13 protein-coding genes are annotated in these 20,203 nt (G+C 69.0%); 8 read left to right on the top strand and 5 right to left on the bottom strand.

Translation table 11 applies throughout. The features are described from left to right. Positions 1–9: 9 nt before the first annotated feature. The 4 genes from ABFO07_RS21315 to cobA form a co-directional block, all read right to left on the bottom strand. The gene (locus ABFO07_RS21315; RefSeq protein ID WP_060350785.1) at positions 10–612 is read right to left on the bottom strand and encodes a uracil-DNA glycosylase family protein; all 603 of its coding nucleotides are present in this window, start codon (positions 610–612) and stop codon (positions 10–12) included. Positions 613–742: 130 nt separating this feature from the next. Next, the gene (locus tag ABFO07_RS21320; RefSeq protein ID WP_059908432.1) at positions 743–1,789 is read right to left on the bottom strand and encodes a CmpA/NrtA family ABC transporter substrate-binding protein; all 1,047 of its coding nucleotides are present in this window, start codon (positions 1,787–1,789) and stop codon (positions 743–745) included. A gap of 11 nt (positions 1,790–1,800) precedes the next feature. Next, positions 1,801–2,397, bottom strand: coding sequence for an ANTAR domain-containing response regulator (locus ABFO07_RS21325; RefSeq protein WP_059565701.1), 597 nt, complete (start codon positions 2,395–2,397; stop codon positions 1,801–1,803). Positions 2,398–2,535: 138 nt separating this feature from the next. Continuing rightward, positions 2,536–3,312 (bottom strand): uroporphyrinogen-III C-methyltransferase, encoded by a 777-nt coding sequence (gene cobA, locus ABFO07_RS21330; protein WP_347469670.1) that lies wholly within the window; start codon positions 3,310–3,312, stop codon positions 2,536–2,538. 900 nt (positions 3,313–4,212) lie between these two features. Here cobA and ABFO07_RS21335 point away from each other — a divergent pair. From ABFO07_RS21335 to ABFO07_RS21350, 4 genes are read left to right on the top strand one after another with little or no spacing between them, the layout of a single operon-like run. Next, positions 4,213–5,538, top strand: a complete 1,326-nt coding sequence (locus ABFO07_RS21335) for an MFS transporter (RefSeq protein WP_059810347.1) — start codon at positions 4,213–4,215, stop codon at positions 5,536–5,538. A gap of 18 nt (positions 5,539–5,556) precedes the next feature. Then, complete coding sequence (nirB, locus tag ABFO07_RS21340) at positions 5,557–8,109, top strand: nitrite reductase large subunit NirB (protein WP_060148695.1); 2,553 nt, start codon at positions 5,557–5,559, stop codon at positions 8,107–8,109. 30 nt (positions 8,110–8,139) lie between these two features. Then, a complete protein-coding gene (nirD, locus tag ABFO07_RS21345; protein WP_059993238.1) occupies positions 8,140–8,484 on the top strand; it encodes a nitrite reductase small subunit NirD in 345 nt (114 codons plus the stop codon). A gap of 16 nt (positions 8,485–8,500) precedes the next feature. Continuing rightward, positions 8,501–12,691, top strand: coding sequence for a bifunctional nitrate reductase/sulfite reductase flavoprotein subunit alpha (locus tag ABFO07_RS21350; RefSeq protein WP_322229869.1), 4,191 nt, complete (start codon positions 8,501–8,503; stop codon positions 12,689–12,691). A gap of 101 nt (positions 12,692–12,792) precedes the next feature. On the opposite strand, the gene ABFO07_RS21355 is transcribed toward ABFO07_RS21350, so the two are convergent. Continuing rightward, positions 12,793–13,392, bottom strand: a complete 600-nt coding sequence (locus tag ABFO07_RS21355) for a hypothetical protein (protein WP_260427015.1) — start codon at positions 13,390–13,392, stop codon at positions 12,793–12,795. A gap of 651 nt (positions 13,393–14,043) precedes the next feature. On the opposite strand from ABFO07_RS21355, the gene ABFO07_RS21360 reads away from it, so the two are divergent. From ABFO07_RS21360 to ABFO07_RS21375, 4 genes are all read left to right on the top strand, one after another. Next, entirely contained in the window at positions 14,044–15,201 is a 1,158-nt protein-coding gene (locus ABFO07_RS21360) for an amidohydrolase family protein (RefSeq protein ID WP_059986880.1), read from the top strand. A gap of 22 nt (positions 15,202–15,223) precedes the next feature. After that, the gene (gene cimA, locus ABFO07_RS21365; protein WP_347469524.1) at positions 15,224–16,933 is read left to right on the top strand and encodes a citramalate synthase; all 1,710 of its coding nucleotides are present in this window, start codon (positions 15,224–15,226) and stop codon (positions 16,931–16,933) included. Between the two features lies 1 nt (position 16,934). Then, a complete protein-coding gene (gene asnB, locus ABFO07_RS21370; protein ID WP_059565708.1) occupies positions 16,935–18,782 on the top strand; it encodes an asparagine synthase (glutamine-hydrolyzing) in 1,848 nt (615 codons plus the stop codon). Between the two features lie 97 nt (positions 18,783–18,879). Continuing rightward, positions 18,880–20,175, top strand: a complete 1,296-nt coding sequence (locus ABFO07_RS21375) for a hypothetical protein (RefSeq protein WP_059565709.1) — start codon at positions 18,880–18,882, stop codon at positions 20,173–20,175. Positions 20,176–20,203: the final 28 nt, after the last annotated feature.

The raw sequence follows: 20,203 nt of genomic DNA on the forward strand, positions 1-20,203 counted from the left end.
GAATAGGGTTCAATGCGCCGCGAGCGCGGCGGCGACCCGGCGGCGCAGCTCGGGCACGACGTCGGCGTCGAACCACGGACGGTGCTTGAACCACGCCTGGTTGCGCGGCGACGGGTGCGGCAGCGGCAGCACCGCCGGGCCGTAGTCGCGCCATGCGGCGACGGTGTCGCTCAGCGACGCCTTGCGCGTGTCGCGCAGGAAATGCCGCTGCGCATACTGGCCGATCAGCAGCGTCAGCCGGATCGCCGGCAGCTCGGCGAGCAGCCGGTCGAGCCACAGCCGCGCGCATTCGGGGCGTGGCGGGTTGTCGCCGCTCGCGCCGCGGCCCGGATAGCAGAAGCCCATCGGCACGATCGCGAAGCGCGTCGCGTCGTAGAACGTGTCCGCGTCGACGGCGAGCCAGTCGCGCAGCCGCTTGCCGCTCGCGTCGTCCCACGGGATGCCGCTCGCATGCACGCGCGCGCCGGGCGCCTGGCCGACGATCAGGATGCGCGCGTCGCGGTGCGCGCGCAGCACGGGGCGCGGGCCGAGCGGCAGCACGGCTTCGCAGGCGCGGCACGCGCGGATTTCGGCAAGCAGCGCGTCGAGCGGCGCGTGCGGTTGGTTCGGCATGGGAATCGGGCGGGTTGCGGGCGTCGTCGCTTCATCGAAGCGCGGGGGCCGGGGGCGTCTGCGCCGACCCGATGCTTGTCAGGCGGCGCGTTCGAGACACGATCCTGCAATCGGTTCCTGAACGCGCGGGCTAGCCGGCGTGCGTCGCGCCCCTCTCGGCGACGGCAGCATCATACATGGCGGTGTGCGCGATTGCGTCGACGCTTGCGTCGGCGTCGGGGGCGCCGTCGAGCATGCCCCAGCGCCGGTATTGCGACACGAACCAGCGGCCGTCGTCCGCGCAGGGCCGGTTCACGGTGCCGTGCGCATGAAACGCGATCGGCAGCGGCGGCGCGGCGAACGGCCCGGCGCCGTAGTCGCCGAGCAGGCGCGGCGCGATCAGCGAGGCCGGCACGCCCACCGCGTCTGGCGACGCGAGCCAGCCGGCGGCGTCGCGGCGGTGCGCGGGATCGTCGAGCCACGCGCACGCGTCGACCAGCGTGCGGATCAGCGCGCGCGCGGCATTCGGGTACAGCGCCGCGAACTCGCGCCGGCAGGCGAGCGCCTTTTCCGGATGATCGGGCCAGACCTCGCTCGTCGCGGCGACCGTGCGGCCCGCGCGGCAGGCCTCGGCCACCGCATGCCACGGCTCGCCCGCGCAGAAGCCGTCAAGCTCGCCGTCGGCGAGCGCGGCGACCATCTCGGGCGGCGGAATCACGACGCTGCGGATGTCGCGCAGCGGGTCGACGCCGTGCGACGCGAGCCAGTGATAGAGCCACATCGCATGCGTGCCGGTCGGGAAGGTCTGCGCGAACACGGGCCGGCGGCCGAGCGTCGCGAGCGCCGCCGGCAGGTTGCCCTGCGCGCGGTACGCATCGGCGAGCCGGCCGGAGAACGTGATCGCCTGGCCGTTGCGGTTCAGCACCATCAGCACGGCCATGTCGGCCTGCGGGCTGCCGATGCCGAGCTGCATCCCGCACACGAGGCCGTACAGCGCATGCGCGGCGTCGAGCTCGCCGGACAGCAGCTTGTCGCGCACCGCGGCCCACGACGGCTGGCGGCTCAGTTCGAGCGTGAGCCCGTGGCGTTCGCCGAGGCCGAGGCGCTGCGCGACGATCAGCGGGGCGGCGTCGCTCAGCGCGACGAAACCGAGGCGGAGGTGCGCGCGTTCCGGCGCGGCGGGGGGCGAAGTCGTCATGGCATGAGAACTCAAGGTTGCAGGGCGCTCGCGAGCACTTGGCGCGCGGCATCGACGATGCGGATGCCCTGGTCCATCGCGCGCTTGCGCAGCAGCGCGTAGGCGTCGTGTTCGGACAGCTTGCGGCGGTCCATCAGCAGGCGTTTCGCGCGGTCGATCAGCTTGCGGTCCTCGAGCTCGCGCTCGACGTCGGCGAGCCGCCGGCGCAGCGCGTCGTCGTGCGAGAAGCGGGCGAGCGCGACCTCGAGGATCGGTGCGAGCCGCTCGGCCGACAGCCCTTCGACGAGATACGCGCTGACCCCCGCGCCGACCGCCGCGCGGATCAGCGTCTGGTCCGCGTCGTGGCTGAACATCAGCACCGGGCGCGGCGCGGTCGCGTTCATCACGGCGAGCTGCTCGAGCGTGTCGCGCGACGGCGATTCGGTGTCGATGATCACGACGTCGGGCCGCTGCGCCTCGATGGCCGCCGGCAGCCGCGCCGGCGTCGCCACCTCGTTCAGCATCTCGTAGCCGAGGCGCGCAAGCGCGTCGCGCAGGTCGCCGATCGGCTTCTGCGTATCGGTGACGAGCAGCACGCGCAGCCGGAGGGGGGAAGCGGACGCGCTCATGATGCGAATGGAACAAGCGGGGCCGCCGCGGGCCCGGCGCCGCCGCGTGCCTCGCGCGCAGGCGGGCGCCGGTCGCCGCGCGGGCGGCCGGCGCTTTCACTATAGACGGGCGGCCGGCGCCGCGTTGCGCGCCGCATCCTACGCCGCACGCCGAACCGCGGGCGCGACGTTCGGCCCCGTGGTGTCGTCCGCCTGCGTGCGTGCCGCGGCCTCGCCGATCGCCGCACCGACCAGGATCACCGCCGGGCTGCCGAGCCTCGCTTCGGCGACGCCTTGCGCGAGCGCGCCGAGCGTGCCGGCCCAGCGCCGCTCGTCGGGCGTGCCGGCCCACTGCACCGCCGCGGCCGGCGTGGACGCGGGCAGTGCGGCGAGCAGGCCGGCCGCGATCCGCTCGACGCGGCTCATGCCCATATAGATCGCGAGCGTCGTGCCGGTGGCCGCGAGGCGCGGCCAGTCGGGCTCGCCGTGGTCCTGCAGGTGCGCGGTGACGAACGTGACGCCCTGGCAATGCTCGCGATGCGTGAGCGACGCGCCGAGGCTCGCCGCCGCCGCGAAGCCGGACGAGATGCCGTTGACGATCTCGACCGGAATCGCCGCGTCGCGCAGCATCCTCAGTTCCTCGCCGGCGCGGCCGAACAGCAGCGCCTCGCCGCCCTTCACGCGCACGACGTGCGCGCCGCGCAGCGCGTAGCGGCGCATCAGCCGCTCGATGAACGCCTGCGGCGTCGAGCGGCAGCCGCCGCGCTTGCCGACGCGCACGACGCGCGCCTGCGGCGCGAGTTCGACGATCGCCGGATTGACCAGATCGTCGAGCAGCAGCACGTCGGCGGCCGCGAGCGCCTTCACGGCTTTCAACGTGAGCAGGTCGAGATCGCCGGGGCCGGCGCCGACCAGGGTGACCTTGCCAGTCGTCATGATGCGTTTCCATTGCCACGCGTGCGTGGCGGTCGAAGGTGAAGCGGGGGCCGCGATGAGGCCGGTGCGGTAGCCCGCGCGCGCGCCGAAACCGTAGCCGAAACCGTAGCCGAAACCGTAGCCGAAACCGAAACCGAAACCGAAGCCCAAGCCGAAGCCGAAGCCCAAGCCCAAGCCCAAGCCCAAGCCCAAGCCCAAGCCCAAGCCCAAGCCCAAGCCCAAGCCCAAGCCCAAGCCCAAGCCGAAGCCCAAGCCGAAGCCCAAGCCGAAGCCCAAGCCGAAGCCGAAGCCGAAGCCGAAGCCGAAGCCGAAGCCGAAGCCGAAGCCGAAGCCGAAGCCGAAGCCGAAGCCGAAGCCGAAGCGACAACGGCATCCGCCCGTGCGTTCGACACGGAGGGACGCCGTTGTCCGGTTGCGTCCCCGTCCATGACGGTGGGCGCGCGTGCTGCGGGTACCACGCATCGGCGCCATTGCCGATGTCTTTCCACCTTTCAGCAATATCCGGGCCAGCTTCGGCGGGCGCGCGGCGGCCTCGCGCGCACCGGTGCGATGCCGCATGCGCGTGCGCGATTCACCGTCCGCGTGCACCGCGACGCCGCACGGCGGCAGTGCTGCATCGCACTACAACTGTGCCTCGCTGCCTCACGACGCGTCGCTGATCGAGGTCAAATCGCCGGCTCCGGGCCGTTCGAACCTGCCGCAAACCGCCCTGCGACGGGATTCTTCCCGGCATGGCACGGCGCTTGCATAGTGTCGATCGAGCCAATCAACGGCGATTGGCCTGCAGCACCGATTACCGACGTGCCCGGCGACGGGCTTCTTGGGCAACGGCGTCCTTCGCATCGGGTCACGACAGGTGACCGGATACGCAGGACGCCGTTTTTGTTTGGTGAATGAGCCATGACCGATAAAGCTACCCGCATCGATCTCTTCAGTTTCCGCACAGCGCCGATGCGCGCGTTCCATCTGACGTGGATGGCGTTCTTCGTCTGCTTCTTCGCGTGGTTCGCGTGCGCGCCGCTGATGCCGCTGATCGCGCGCGAATTCCACCTGAGCGCCGCGCAGGTCGCGAACATCAACATCGCCGCGGTGGCCGCGACGATCGTCGTGCGGCTGATCGTCGGCCCGCTGTGCGATCGCTTCGGCCCGCGCCGCGTGTATGCGGGGCTGCTCGCGATCGGCGCGATCCCGGTGTTCGCGGTGTCGTTCAGCCATGACTACCTGACCTTCCTGCTGTGCCGGCTCGGCATCGGCGCGGTGGGCGCGAGCTTCGTGATCACGCAGTACCACACGTCGGTGATGTTCGCGCCGAACGTCGTCGGCACCGCGAACGCGACGTCGGCCGGCTGGGGCAACGCCGGCGCGGGCGCCGCGCAGGCGTTCCTGCCGCTGCTCGTCGCGGCCGCGCTGATGCTCGGCGTCGGCGATGCGTCCGCATGGCGCGTCGCGCTCGCCGTGCCGGGCATCGCGATGCTTGCGATGGCGTGGGTGTACTGGCGCTATACGCAGGATTGCCCGCAAGGCGACTTCGCCGCGCTGCGCCGGCAGGGCGTGACGATCGACAGCGGCAAGAAGGGCGGCTGGGCGAGCTTCGCCGCCGCGTGCGCGAACTACCGCGTGTGGATGCTGTTCGTCACGTACGGCGCGTGCTTCGGCGTCGAGGTGTTCATCCACAACGTCGCCGCGCTGTACTACGTCGACCACTTCCACCTGTCGCTGAAGGACGCGGGCTTCGCCGCGGGCCTGTTCGGCGTGCTCGCGCTGTTCGCGCGCGCGCTCGGCGGCTGGCTGTCGGACAAGGTCGCCGCGCGCCGCAGCCTCGACGTGCGCGCGACGCTGCTGTGCGCGCTGATCGTCGGCGAAGGGCTCGGCCTGATCTGGTTCTCGCATGCGAACGGCGTGGGCATCGCGCTGGTCGCGATGCTGACCTTCGGCCTGTTCACGCACATGGCGTGCGGCGCGACCTACGCGCTCGTGCCGTTCATCGACCGCAAGGCGCTCGGCGGCGTCGCGGGCATCGTCGGCGCGGGCGGCAACGTGGGCGCGGTCGCGGCGGGCTTCCTGCTGAAGGGCGTCGGCGACGTGCAGCACACGCTGAGCCTGCTCGGCCTGATCGTCACCGTGTCGGCGCTGTGCGCGATGGCGGTGCGCTTCAGCGAAGAACACAAGGCCCGCGAGGCGGCGCTGCGCGAAAGCGCGCTGGCCGCGGGCGGCATCGCAAACTGATCGTTCGAGGACACCATCATGAAACTCATCGTCATCGGTCACGGCATGGTCGGTCACAAGCTGCTCGAATGCGTCGCGGCGCAAGCGCCGGGCGCGCTGCAGGTGACCGTGCTCGGCGAGGAGCCGCGCCCCGCGTACGATCGCGTGCACCTGTCCGAATTCTTCTCGGGCAAGTCGGCGGACGACCTGTCGCTCGTCGCGCCGGGCTTCTTCGCGGATCACCCGCACATCGACCTGCGCCTGAACGCCCAGGCCGCGTCGATCGACCGCGACGCGCACACGGTCACGCTGGCGTCCGGCGAAACGCTCGCCTACGACAAGCTGGTGCTCGCGACCGGCTCGCGGCCGTTCGTGCCGCCGGTGCCGGGGCGCGAGCGCGCGGACTGCTTCGTGTACCGCACGATCGAGGATCTCGAGGCGATGCAGGCGTGCGGCGCGCGCGCGACGCGCGGCGTGGTGGTGGGCGGCGGCCTGCTCGGCCTCGAATGCGCGAAGGCGCTGCGCGACATGGGGCTCGACACGCACGTCGTCGAGTTCGCGCCGCGCCTGATGGCCGTGCAGGTCGACGACGGCGGCGGCCGCATGCTGCGCGCGAAGATCGAGGCGCTCGGCGTGACGGTGCATACCGGCAAGAACACGCTCGAGATCGTCGACGGCGAGGAAGGCACGCACCGGATGGCATTCGCCGACGGCACGCATCTCGACACCGACATGATCGTGTTCTCGGCCGGCATCCGCCCGCGCGACGAGCTGGCGCGCGCATGCGGGCTCGACCTCGGCCCGCGCGGCGGCGTCGCGATCGACGACGGCTGCCGCACGAGCGACGCGGACATCTACGCGATCGGCGAATGCGCGGCGTGGAACGGCATGGTGTACGGCCTCGTCGCGCCGGGCTACGACATGGCGCGGGTGGTCGCGAAGCAGCTGGCGGGCGAAGCGGCCTCGTTCGCCGGCGCGGACCTGAGCACGAAGCTGAAGCTGATGGGCGTGGACGTCGCGAGCATCGGCGACGCGCACGGCGCGACGGCTGGCAGCCGCACGTACCAGTACGCGGACGAGCGCAAGCAGGTCTACAAGAAGCTCGTCGTGTCCGACTGCGGCAAGTTCCTGCACGGCGCGGTGATGGTGGGCGACGCGGCCGAATACGGCACGCTGCTGCAGATGATGCTGAACCGCGTGGAGCTGCCCGAATCGCCGGAGTTCCTGATCCTGCCCGCGCCGGACGGCGCGGCGAAGCCCGCGCTCGGCGTCGACGCGCTGCCTGCGGCCGCGCAGATCTGCTCGTGCAACAACGTGTCGAAGTCGCAGCTGTGCGCGGCGGTGCGCGACGGCGCGACCAGCATCGGCGCGCTGAAGTCGTGCACGGGCGCGGGCACGTCGTGCGGCGGCTGCGTGCCGCTCGTCACGCAGGTCATGAAGGCCGAGATGAAGAAGCAGGGCCTGGCCGTCAACAACCACATCTGCGAACACTTCGCGTATTCACGCCAGGCGCTGTTCCACCTGATCCGCGTCGAGCGCATCACGACGTTCGACGCGCTGCTCGCGAAGCACGGCCATGGCCTCGGCTGCGACGTCTGCAAGCCGGCCGTCGCGGGCATCCTCGCGTCGTGCTTCAACGAGTTCGTGCTGAAGAAGGAGCACGCGAGCCTGCAGGATTCGAACGACTACTACCTCGCGAACATCCAGCGCGACGGCACGTATTCGGTCGTGCCGCGCATGGCGGGCGGCGAGGTGACGCCCGAAGGGCTGATCGCGGTGGGCCAGGTCGCGAAGAAGTACGGCCTCTACACGAAGATCACCGGCGGCCAGCGCGTCGACCTGTTCGGCGCGCGCGTCGAGCAGTTGCCGCTGATCTGGGAAGCGCTGATCGCGGCCGGCTTCGAATCGGGCCATGCGTACGGCAAGTCGCTGCGCACCGTGAAGTCGTGCGTGGGCTCGACGTGGTGCCGCTACGGCGTCGACGATTCGGTCGGCCTCGCGATCGACCTCGAGAACCGCTACAAGGGCCTGCGTTCGCCGCACAAGCTGAAGTTCGGCGTGTCGGGCTGCACGCGCGAATGCGCGGAAGCGCAGGGCAAGGACGTCGGCATCATCGCGACCGAGAAGGGCTGGAACCTGTACGTGTGCGGCAACGGCGGGATGAAGCCGCGCCATGCGGAGCTGCTCGCCGCCGATCTCGACCGCGACACGCTGATCCGCTACATCGACCGCTTCCTGATGTTCTACGTGCGCACCGCCGACCGGCTGCAGCGCACCAGCGTGTGGCGCGACAACCTCGAAGGCGGGCTCGACTACCTGATCGACGTCGTCGTGCACGACAAGCTGGGGCTCGCGGCCGAACTCGAAGCGGACATGAAGCACGTGATCGACACGTACGAGTGCGAGTGGAAGCGGGCCGTCACCGATCCCGAGACGCGCAAGCGCTTCCGCCACTTCGTGAACAGCGACGCGCCCGACGCGAACATCGCCTTCGTCGAGACGCGCGGCCAGATTCGCCCGGCGACGCCGGACGAGCGCACGCGCGGCAAGCGCGTCGACATCCCGGTGGCGGTCGAAACCGAAACCGTTTGAGCCGTGTTCATCGTCAGCAAGGAGAGCATCATGAACGATCGTCTGCCCCTGTCCTGGACCCGCGTGTGCGCGATCGACGAGATCGTGCCGAACACCGGCGTATGCGCGCTCGTCAACGGCGAGCAGGTCGCCGTATTCAACGTCGCGCACGCGGACGGCGGCGTGTTCGCGATCGGCAACGTCGACCCGGCGTCGCAGGCGGCGGTGATGTCGCGCGGCCTGGTCGGCAGCCTCGGCGAGCGGATCGTCGTCGCGTCGCCGCTGTACAAGCATCACTTCGACCTGCGCACCGGCGAGTGCCTCGAGGTGCCCGACCAGTCGATCAGCACGTATCCGTCGCGCGTCGAGGACGGCGTCGTGTGGGTCGCGGCCTGACGCACCCGGAGCCGCCATGACCGCGACGAACGTGAAGAGCGTGTGCCCCTACTGCGGCGTCGGCTGCGGGATGGTGCTGCACGTCGAGGAGGGCGAGGTCGTCAAGGTGTCCGGCGACCCCGACCATCCGGCCAACTTCGGGCGGCTCTGCACGAAAGGCTCGTCGGCGCACGTCGCGCTGCGCAAATCCGGGCGGCTCGAGGGCGCGTTCGTGCGCGACGCGCGCGAGGACGACCTCGTGCCGCTGCCGGTGCCCGACGCGATCGCCGAAACCGGCCGCCGCCTGCGCGCGGTGCTCGACGCGCATGGCCCGGACGCGCTGTCGTTCTACGTGTCGGGCCAGATGTCGATCGAGGCGCAATACCTCGTCAACAAGCTGGCGAAGGGCTTCGTCGGCACCAACCGGATCGAGTCGAACTCGCGCCTGTGCATGGCGAGCGCGAGCAGCGGCTACAAGCTGTCGCTCGGTGCGGACGGCCCGCCGGGCGCGTACCAGGACTTCGACCGCGCGGACCTGTTCTTCGTGATCGGCGCGAACATGGCCGATTGCCACCCGATCCTGTTTCTGCGGATGATGGACCGCGTGAAGGCCGGCGCGAAGCTGATCGTCGTCGATCCGCGGCGCACCGGCACCGCGGACAAGGCGGACCTGTTCCTGCAGATCCGCGCGGGCACCGATCTCGCGCTGATGAACGGGCTGCTGCACCTGCTGCACGCGAACGGCAGGACCGATGCCGCGTTCATCGCCGACTTCACCGAAGGATGGGACGCGATGCCCGCGTTCCTCGCCGACTACACGCCGGAGAAGGTCGCGGCGATCACGGGGCTGGCCGAAGCCGACATCCGGCTTGCCGCGCAGTGGATCGGCGATGCGCCGGACTGGATGAGCTGCTGGACGATGGGCCTCAATCAGAGCACCCACGGCGTGTGGAACACCAACGCGATCTGCAATCTGCACCTCGCGACCGGCGCGCTGTGCCGGCCCGGCAGCGGCCCGTTCTCGCTGACCGGCCAGCCGAACGCGATGGGCGGGCGCGAGATGGGCTACATGGGGCCGGGGCTGCCGGGCCAGCGCTCGGTGCTGTCGGACGCGGACCGGCAGTGCGTCGAGGATCTGTGGCAGGTGCCGCGCGGCACGCTGCGCACCGAGACGGGCAGCGGCACCGTCGACCTGTTCGAGCGGATGGCGGCCGGCGAGGTGAAGGCGTGCTGGATCATCTGCACGAACCCGGTTGCAACGGTGCCGAACCGGCGGAACGCGATCGCCGGCCTGCAGGCGGCCGAGCTCGTGATCGCGCAGGACGCGTTCCTCGACACCGAGACCAACCGCTATGCGGACATCCTGCTGCCGGGCGCGCTGTGGGCCGAAGGCGAAGGCGTGATGGTCAACTCCGAACGCAACCTGACGCTGATGCGGCAGGCGATCGCGCCGCCCGGCGAAGCGCTGCCCGACTGGCGGATCATCGCCGGGGTCGCGCGCGCGATGGGGTTCGGCGACGCGTTCGACTACGCGTCGGCCGCCGACGTGTTCGACGAGATCGTGCGCTTCTCGAACCCGGCGACCGGCTACGACCTGCGCGGCGCGAGCCACGCGGCGCTCGCCGACGCGCCGCTGCAGTGGCCGTGCGCGCCGGGCGCGGCGCACGGGCAGCGCAACCCGGTCCGCTACCTGAACGACGGCGTAAGCCAGACGCTGCGCACGGCGGCGGACGGCAGCACGCCGCGCCTCGCGTTCCCGACGCCGTCGGGCAAGGCGCGGTTCTTCGCGCGGCCGCACGTCGCGCCGGCCGAGCTGCCCGATCGCGAATTCCCGATCGTGCTGAACACCGGGCGGTTGCAGCACCAGTGGCACACGATGACGAAGACGGGCAAGGTCGCGATGCTGAACAAGCTGAACCCGCGCCCGTTCGTCGAACTTCATCCGGAGGATGCGCAAGCGCTCGGCATCGCGGCGCAAGACAGCGTCGAGATCCGCTCGCGGCGAGGGCGCGCGGTGCTGCCGGCCGTCGTGACCGATCGCGTGCAGCCCGGCAACTGCTTCGCGCCAATGCACTGGAACGACGTGTACGGCGACGACCTGTGCATCAACGCGGTCACCCACGATGCGATCGATCCCGTATCGCAGCAACCTGAACTGAAATGCTGCGCGGTCGCGCTGAGCCGGGTGGCTGCGGCTCCCGCCGCGCACGCGCACGACGACACCCCGCAGCGCGGCGCGGCCGACGCGGCTGCCCGGCCGGCGACCGCGCACGGTGCCCCTGCGTTCGAGGAACTCGACATGGCTGACATCGATGCTTTCGCCGCCGCGCTCGGCATCGCCGATACGGCGCCGCCGCCGCTCTCCGACGCGGAGCGCCTGTACGTCGCGGGCTTCGTGAACGGCCTGCGCAGCGACGCCGGTCGCCGCGCGCGCGGCGTGCCCGTGCTGCCCGCGGGCGCACCGCTCGCCGCGCCCGCGCGCCTGTGGCTCGACGGCATGCTCGCGGGCCTGTTCAGCCGCACGCTGCCGGGCCACGGCGAGCCGGCCGCGCCGCTGGCCGCCCCGCGCGCCGACGCGGCCGCCGCGCCGGGCGGCGTGCGGATCGTGCGCACGCGGCCGAAGGTCGTGCTGCTGTGGGCGTCGCAGACGGGCAACATCGAATCGCTGACCGAGGATTACGCGACGCAGCTGATGAACGCGGGCTTCGAGATCCGCACGACCTGCATGGCCGACTATCCGGTCGCGTCGCTCGCGAAGGCGCAATACGTGCTGCTGATGACGAGCACGTTCGGCGACGGCGATCCGCCCGACAACGGCCGCGAGTTCTGGGACGCGCTGCGGGCCGACGGCGCGGCGCGCCTCGACGGCGTGCGCTTCGCGGTGCTCGCGTTCGGCGACCGCAACTACGACCAGTTCTGCGGGCACGGCCGCCAGCTCGACGCGCGGCTCGCGGCGCTCGGCGCGGCGCGGCTGCTGCCGCGCGTCGATTGCGACGTCGAGTTCCAGGCCGACGCCGACCGCTGGCTGGAGCGCGTCGTCGTGCGGATCAAGGAGGAGGATGCGGCGCTGCACGCGGTGCCGGCCGAGGGGACGATTCCGTCGGGCGCGCTGCCGACCAAGGCGCACCCGGCGCCGTCGCGGCTCGTCGCGAACCTGCGGCTCAACCGGCCGGGCGCGGCGAAGGATACGCGCTACGTGTCGCTGTCGACCGAAGGCGCGAACCTCGAATACGAATCCGGCGACGCGCTCGGCGTGTGGCCGACCAACTGCCCGGCGCTCGTCGACGAATTGCTCGAGATCACCGCGCTGAAGGCCGACACGCCGGTGACTGTGGCCGGCGTCGGCGACGTGCGGCTCGGCGACGCGCTCACGCGGCATCTCGACATCACGCGCCCGCATCCGGACGCGCTCGCGTACATCGCCGCGCGCAGCTCGAACGGCGCGCTGAAGACGCTGCTCGCCGACGAGCGCAAGGCCGACCTGAAGCACTGGCTGTGGGGCCAGCAGCTCGCCGACGTGCTGCACGAGTACCCGGTCGAGCTGTCGGGTGCGGAGCTCGTCGGCATGCTCAAGCGAATGCAGCCGCGCCTGTATTCGATCGCGTCGAGCCCGCACGCGCATCGCGACGAGATCCACCTGACGGTGTCCGCCGTGCGGTATCACAACGGGCGGCGCGCGCGCAAAGGCGTCGCGTCGACGTTCCTCGCGGATCGCGCGGACGACGGCCGCGTGCCGGTGTTCGTGCAGAAATCCGCGCATTTCCGGCCGCCGGCGAGCGGCGACGTGCCGATCGTGATGGTCGGCCCGGGCACCGGCGTCGCGCCGTTTCGCGGCTTCCTGCACGAGCGCCGGGCGCGCGGCGCGCGCGGGCGCAACTGGCTGTTCTTCGGCGAGCAGCATGCGCAGACCGATTTCTACTATTGCGACGAGCTGACCGGGATGCGCGACAGCGGTTTCCTGACGCGGCTCGATCTCGCTTTCTCGCGCGACCAGGCGGACAAGGTGTACGTGCAGGACCGCATGCGCGAGCACGGCGCCGAGCTGTTCGCGTGGCTCGAGGAGGGCGCGCATTTCTACGTGTGCGGCGACGCGGCGCGGATGGCGAAGGACGTCGATGCGGCGCTGAAGTCGGTGGTAGCGGCGCACGGCGGGATGTCGGACGAGAAGGCGGGCGAGTATGTCGCGCGGCTGGCGAAGGAGCGGCGGTATGTGCGGGATGTGTATTGAGTGGCTCGCGTGGCGGCGTGTCGCGCGGGTTTGGTTTCAGGGTGTCGGGGGGATGCGCTTCGTCGGGCGGCTTTTGATGGCGGCTCGTCAGCGAAGGACGGTTACGATCCTGTCCGTCCAGGTACGGTAGCCACGGATGCCTGACTGCCGGCGAGCATCCTGTTCGCCCGGCGCACGAACACCCAGTGCCAAATCCAGAAGAAAACCGCAACTGCGCTGGCGATGGCGCCGATGGTATTGGGTATCAACGAAAGAACCTGGGCAAGACACCACCCGATGCCGCTGATCCGGCCGAACGAGCGCAACCCCGACAGAGCCGGATTGACACGAGACTCCGCTTCCAGGGACTTCGCAACGTTGGACACGATGAAGAAGTCCTCGATGAAGTTGTATGGCAAGAGGAACATGAACCAGACGCTGTTGGGTTCGGCCACACGCGATCCTCGGTCGACCGATTTCAGGGTGGTCCTGAGGTCGCTCGCGTAGGCATAGACCAGCGCCAGGAAAACCGCGATGACGACGATGCCGCCGATGGGCCCAAGCATCTCCATTTCGCCGAGAACGCCTCCGTCCTCTGTGGGATGGATAAGGGGATAGGCGAGCCCAAAGGCGATGGGGATGCTCAGAATGGCTTTGAGTATGGTCCGTGCGGTTGTGCTCATGGGTATCGGATGGAATAGGCGCGTCGTCACCGGCAGCATAGCGAACGATCCTCCTCGCTGTGCGACTTTGTCATGGTGTATGCCGCCTTCTCTCGCGACTCCAGCCGAGTTGCGGGTCGCGCCGCCCGGACGATCGCGTTCGTATACTTCCCGGCCGGCCGCGGCCCGTCACTACGCGCGCACGGCCCCACGCGCCATCCGTTTCGTGTATCGATCGCGCGCCCGATTTCTCGATGAGACGGATTCGATTCAATCTGAGACAAAACGAAATTCCTCGTCGTCGCGATCGCGTTTAATCTTCATCCATCCGATTAACTCTGCTGCTATCAAGAATGATGCGGCGACAATCATGATGAAACCTCTGCGAATTCAAATCGCAACTTAATATCTGAAGCGAATTCCCCCGACCGGCCCGGACGGCGCGGCGGCGCACAAGCGTCGCGGCGTCGTCGCACGCCCACGGCGGCTCTCCGGGCGACGTCCGGCGCATCGGCCGTGCAATTGCAAGGCCGATCGCCGCGACTCCGGATCGAGAAAACCGAGCATGTATTTACAGGGTCGATTTCAAATCGACCTCGGCGGAGTATTAATCGCGTTTCTTGAAAATGATTTCACGAGTCGAATGTCTGACATGAAATTGCAATGACGTTGTGAGCCCTTAACCTGAAACACAGAATAGGACGAACTACCATGGCCTTTCAAAGAATTTCAGCCGATTCGCATATCGACCTGCATTGGCTGCCGTCGGATCTGTTCACGAAGAACGCCGCGCCGAGCCTGAAGGAGCGGATGCCGTTCGTGGTCGAGGCGGAGGATCCGTACTGGACGAACAAGAAGAACACATGGCTCGGCTATGTGTGCGGCTTCGGTCCGTACGGCCAGAAGTACGTGCCGGGCAGCAACGCGAAGATCGACATCATGGCCGCGACCGGGCTCTATCGCGACGCGGCGAACGGCCGGCGCCGCGTGAGCGACCCGGTGCTGCGTCAGGAGGACATGGATCTCGACGGCGTGGACGCGGACGTCGTGTACGGCCTCGCCGCCGAAACGCTGATGCGCATGGAGGATCCGGAAGCCGCGATCGAGATGTGCCGCATCTACAACGACTGGCTCGTCGATTTCTGCAAAGGCTCGAACGGCCGCCTGTATGGCCTCGCCGCGTTGAACGATTCGAGCGTCGACGCCGCGGTGGAGGAAGTCCGGCGCGTGGCGGAATTCCGCCGCTCGGGCATCGTCGGCGTGAACCTCGCGATGAGCCGCGAGACGCGCCCGCTCTGGCATCCGAGCTGGGAACCGCTGTGGCGCACGATCGCCGAGTCGGGGCTGCCGCTTCACATCCATTGCTTCCGCTCGCTGCCGCTCACGCTCGAGGAAATCGACGTCGAGGGCCAGGCGAAGCGCGCCGCGTTCTTCACGAGCGTGACGGGCTTCCAGATGAGCCTCGTGCATCCGCTCGCCGCGCTGATCGGCTCGGGCGTGCTCGAGCGTCATCCGAACCTGCGCGTCGTGCTCGGCGAGAGCGGCATCGGCTGGCTGCCGTACGTGATCGAGCGGATGGACCACGAGTTCAAGGGCCGCTTCCAGGATCTCGAACTGAAGATGCTGCCGAGCGAATACTGGCGGCGCCAGTGCAAGGCGTGCTTCCAGACCGACCGCATCGGCTTCAAGCTGGTCGAGGATCTGGGCGTCGAGACGCTGATGTGGGGTTCCGACTATCCGCACTCGGACGGCACGTGGCCGGAGTCGCAGAAGGTGTTCGCGGAGCAGTTCAGCGTGCTGCCGGACGACGTCGTGCGCAAGATCACCTACGAGAACGCCGGCCGCTTCTACGGCATCCTGAAAGACTGAGGTCGACCAACCCGGGGGCAGCATGATCAAGATCTACGACTGCACGTTAAGGGAGGGCGCCCAGGCGTCGGGCGTCTCGTTCTCGGTTCGGGACAAGCTGCGGATCACGGAACTCCTCGACGACATGGGCTTCACGTACACCGAGGGCGGGTGGCCCGGCTCGAACGAGAAAGACACGCGCTTCTTCCAGGAACTCAAGGCCTTGTCGCTCAGGAAGATCAAGGTCGTTGCCTTCGGGCGCACGAAGCGCGCGTCGGTCAGGGCCGAGGACGACGCGAGCCTGAAGGCGCTCGTGCGCACGGGCATTCCGCACGGGCACATCTTCGGCAAGGGCTGGGATCTGCACGTGAGCGAAGTGCTCGGCATCTCGCCGGAGGAGAACCTCGAGTCGGTGTTCGACTCGATCCGGTTCCTGAAGCAGCACATGGAGGAAGTGAGCTTCGGCTTCGAGCATTTCTTCGACGCGTACAAGGAGAATCCGGCCGGCGCGCTGAAGCTGATCGAGACCGCCGTGCAGGCCGGCGTCGACTGGATCGACCTGGCCGACACGAACGGCGGGTGCTTTCCGCACGAGGTCGCGTCGATCGTGTCGACGGTCACGCGGTCGTTCGACATCGAATTCGCGGTGCACTGCCACAACGACACGGGCTGCGGCGTCGCGAACACGATCGCCGCCGTGCAGAACGGCGTGAAGATCGTCGAGGGCACGGTGAACGGCTACTCGGAGCGCTGCGGCATGGCCGATCTCTGCACGGTCATTCCGAATCTCCAGCTCAAGCTCGGCTATCCGATCCTCGAGCCCGGCAAGCTGCAGCAGCTCACGCGCCTGTCGCAGGAAGTGGCCGAACTGCTGCAGGCCGAGCGGCCGACGTTCCACCCGTATGTCGGCTCGCTCGCGTTCACGCACAAGGGCGGCGTTCACGTCGACGGCTACCTGAAGCACCGCCGCACCTACGAACACATCGACCCCGCGCTGGTCGGCAATCGCAGCGACATCGTCGTGTCGGAAGTGTCGGGCAAGAGCAACCTGAACAACTTCCTGCGCAAGCACCGGCTCGAGCACCTGTTCGCCGACGCCGACGTCGACGGGCTCGTGCGCCTGGTCAAGGAGCTCGAGCATGCGGGGTTCGAGTTCAACTCGTCCGAGGAGTCGCTCGTGCTGATGCTGCTGCGGCACGTCGGAAAGACGAGCCCGCGCATCCAGGTGAACCGCCTGTCGGTGCGGTCGGTCGACGAGGCGTTTCCTGTCGCGACCCGCATCGTCGCGGAGCCGGCCGGCGGCCGCGCAGTGTTGCCGCTGCCGGGCGGCGCGCCCGACGCGAGCCTGATCGAGTTCGACGGCGATTTCGACTTCGCGGTGCGCGGCGACGATGCGCTCGTCGGCGAACGCGTGCAGTTCTCGCTGTCGGCCGCGAGCGCGTCGCTCAGCCATCTCGTCGAGCGGCTCGTGTCGCGCTGCGGCGAATTCTTCCCGGAGCTGGCGGGCACGCGGCTGGTCGACTTCAGGATTCGCGCAATCAACGACCGGCCGCAACGCGTGCGCGTCGTCCTGGAGTTCACCGACGGCGTGCGCACGTGGAAGATGGCCGCGGTCAATTCGAGTGTCGCGAACGCGACCGTGAACGCGACGCTGGAAGCGCTCGAATATCGGTTGTGCGTCGGCGATATCGGCACGTTCGTGCCCGACGCGCTCGACGCGCGGCAATCCGCGCTCGCAGACAACGGGAGGTAGCATGTGCGGCATCACAGGCTGGGTGGACTGGCAACACGACCTGCGCGAACACGTGCCGACGCTGCGTGCGATGACGGCCTCGCTCGTGCATCGCGGCCCCGACGGATCGGGGGAATGGGTGACCGCGCGCGCCGCGCTCGGCCATCGCCGGCTGTCGATCATCGATCCGGCGAACGGCGCGCAGCCGATGGTGCGCAACGCGCGGCAACGCACGTTCGCGATCACGTACAACGGCGAGCTCTACAACACGCCGGAACTGCGTCGCGAGCTTGAAGCGCGCGGCTGCCGCTTCGAGACGCGCTGCGATACGGAAGTGCTGCTGCACGCGTATATCGAATGGGGCCCGGCATGCCTCGACCGGCTGAACGGCATCTTCGCGTTCGCGGTGTGGGACGAGACCGACCGGCGCCTGTTCCTCGCGCGCGACCGGGTCGGCGTCAAGCCGCTCTTCTTCGCGCGGCTGGACAGCGGGCTCGTGTTCGGCTCCGAAATGAAGGCGATCCTCGCGAACCCGCGGGTGTCGCGCGAGGTCACGCTCGACGCGTTCCAGGAGCTGCTGTTCCTGGGGCCGGCGCGCACGCCGGGCGCCGGCGTGTTCCGCCAGATCGAGGAGCTGAAGCCGGGCTGGTGCCTGACCTGCAACGTGAACGGGATCGAGTCCTGGCCGTACTGGCGGCTCGAAAGCCGCCCGCATGAAGACGGCTTCGACCGCACCGTCGAGCGCGTGCGCGAGCTCGTCGTCGATGCGGTGACGAAGCAGCTCGTGTCCGACGTGCCGATCGGCACGATGGTGTCGGGCGGGCTCGATTCGAGCTCGATCACCGCGATCGCCGCGGGCTCGTTCAAGGAGGCGGGCGCCGGCGCGCTCGACACCTATTCGATCGACTTCGTCGACAACAGCGCGCACTTCAAGCCGACCGACTACGTGCCGGACGAGGACGCGCCGTGGGTCGAGAAAGTCACCGCGCATCTGCACACGCGCCACCATCGCGTGATGCTCGACACGTCGGACCTGATCTCCCATCTCGGCGACGCGATGCGCTCGCGCGACCTGCCCGGCATGTGGGAAGTCGATGCGTCGCTGCAGCTCTTTTGCCGCGAGATCAAGAAGCACTCGACCGTCGTGCTGTCGGGCGAGACCGCCGACGAGATCTTCGGCGGCTATCGCTGGTATCACCAGGCGAGCGACTACGAGGTGGAGCGGTTCCCGTGGGTCCGGCTGGTCGACGGCCGCCAGCGGCTGCTCGCGCCGGCGATCCGCGACCGGATCGATCCCGGCGCGCTGGTCGCGCGGCATTACCGGCAGACCGTCGCGGAATGTCCGCCGCTGCCCGGCGAGTCGCCCGGCGAGGCGCGCCGCCGCCAGATGTTCTACATCAACTTCACGCGCTGGCTGCCGATGATGCTCGACCGCAAGGATCGCGCGAGCATGGCCGAAGGGCTCGAGGTGCGCGTGCCGTTCTGCGATCACCGGATCGTCGAGTATCTGTGGAACGTGCCGTGGAGCATGAAGAACGCCGGCGACCGCGAGAAGGGGCTGCTGCGCCATGCGATGCAGGGCATCCTGCCCGACGACGTGATCTGGCGCCCGAAGAGCCCGTTCCCGACCACGCACAACCCGCGTTACCTGCATCAGGTGCGCGCGCTGCTGGTCGAGCGCCTGCGGCAGCCGTCGTCGCCGCTGCGGCCGCTGCTCGACATGGCCGAACTGGAACGCGTGCTCGCGTCGCCGGACGACGAAGCCAGGGATCGTCACTGGTTCGGCATGTACGCGAAGGACGCGCAGTTCCTCGCGTATCTGTATCAGATCGATCTATGGATGTCGGAGTACCGCGTATCGCTCGTATGACGCAGCGACGCCGTGCCCGTGCCGCGGCGCGCGGGCACGGCGATAACCGTACGTAGCCGCCCGACGCCGGGCGGCACCTTCAATAGGGGCAGACAAGGTGCGTATCAAGGACGAACTTCTGAAAGACGAGACCGGGCTGAAGCTGGCTTGCGTCGAACCGGTCTGGTCGCTTCGCGAGCAGTCGCAGGAAATCTACGATGCATTGGCGAAAACCGAACCGGCGCTCGGCGACGTCTACGGGCTGCTGGACGGCGAGCTGCCGGTGCAGAAGCAATGGGCGTTCGGCGATTACGGCCCGGTGTCGCGTCCGGACCGTCACGTCCGCGCGTTCTATCTCGATCTCGGCAAGCTGACGAGCGTGTCGGACGGCCGCGGCTTCATCGCGATCAAGGGCACCGAGCCCGTGTCGGAAAACTTCGCGAGCATCGCCAAGCGCATGGGCGAGATGTGGAACGTGTTCAGCTGGACGATCGGCGGCCAGGCGCGCCCCGTGCTCGAGGATCTGTCGCTGATGAACCAGCTCGAACGCTTTCCGATCAGCGAAGGCAAGCCGCCGGGCGTCCACCCGCTGTGGGATGCCGACGACGAGGCGCGCTGCGCGCTGCAATTGCAGACCGCCTATTACCGCCGCTTCGGCCGGCTCGCGCGGATTCCGACGCCGCTGTTCGTGTATCGCTGGCCGGAGGCCGTGCGCGAGCAGGCGCTCGACGTGCTGCGCCCGCTGCTGTCGCCGCGCACGGCGATCCTCGTCGAGGCGATGATCCGCGACGAGCTCGGCGCGTACGTGTACCACTACCCGGCGTATCCGATGCGCGCGATGCACGTGCGCGGCGGCGACGTGGGCGTGGAAGTGCCGTACGACAAGCGTCATGCGGCGCTGCGCGAGCTGACCGATCCCGATACGGCGATCGAGCGCTGGATTCGCCTGACCGCCGAGTTTCTCGCGCTCGGCTGGATTCCGACCGATCCCGCGCACTTCGGCCGCGGCAACTGCCTGATGGCGCAAAACCTCGTGCTGGACGGCGGGATCGTCGACGTGAACAGCATTCGCCACGTGTCGACGATGCGCGCGCCGGGCGAGCTCGATTTCGCGGTGCGGCAGAGCGTGCGCGAGCTGACGCAGTCGATCAGCTGGTTCCTGGTCGGCACCGAGGCGGGGGTGCCGTGGTTCCAGCGCATTTTCGTCGACGCGTTCGCGCACGTGTGGGACGCGCTGCGGCGCGAACTCGCGGAGCTGGACGCCCCGCAGGAAATCCAGGCGGTGTTTTCGACGCGTGACGGCACGTATCGCTCGCTCGACCGGCTGTTCCGCAATTACTTCGGGCTGAGCGCGTATCGCCCGCAGGACGCCGAGGCGCGCGAGTATCGGCAGCCTGCGCAGCGCGGCGCCTGACGCCTGAACCGCAACGGGAGTCCTTCTC

Source organism: Burkholderia stagnalis, assembly GCF_039848545.1.
In the GTDB taxonomy this organism is placed as follows: domain Bacteria; phylum Pseudomonadota; class Gammaproteobacteria; order Burkholderiales; family Burkholderiaceae; genus Burkholderia; species Burkholderia stagnalis.